Origin of the sequence: Shewanella sp. NKUCC01_JLK (genome assembly GCF_019345615.1) — a bacterium.
In the GTDB taxonomy this organism is placed as follows: Bacteria; Pseudomonadota; Gammaproteobacteria; order Enterobacterales; family Shewanellaceae; genus Shewanella; species Shewanella oncorhynchi.
The window spans coordinates 1-217 of sequence record NZ_JAHKRD010000060.1 but is presented as its reverse complement, the minus strand read 5'-3'; the positions used below and the strand labels follow the sequence as shown (position 1 = coordinate 217).

The window sequence follows — 217 nt, the reverse complement described above, 5'->3', positions numbered from 1 at the left end:
AGCCATCGGTGACAGGGGTCACACCGATGTTCAAGGTCGAAGTGTCCGTGCTGACGCCGTCGGTGACGGTGTAGGTGACAACCGGGAAGTTGCCGTTCCAGTTGGCGGCGGTGCCCAGGGTGAACGGACCGGTTTGTCCGGCGACGCTGAAGCTCTGAATGCTGAGCGGGCCATCGACACTGGTGGTGCCGGTGAGCAAGGAGCCATTGGTGACGCC

The 217-nt window shown here is 63.1% G+C and carries 1 protein-coding gene; it reads right to left on the bottom strand.

Annotated features, from left to right (window positions below; all coding sequences use genetic code 11):
• A partial coding sequence (locus tag KO537_RS23045; RefSeq protein ID WP_219236065.1) for a hypothetical protein occupies window positions 1–217 on the bottom strand: 217 nt, incomplete at both ends.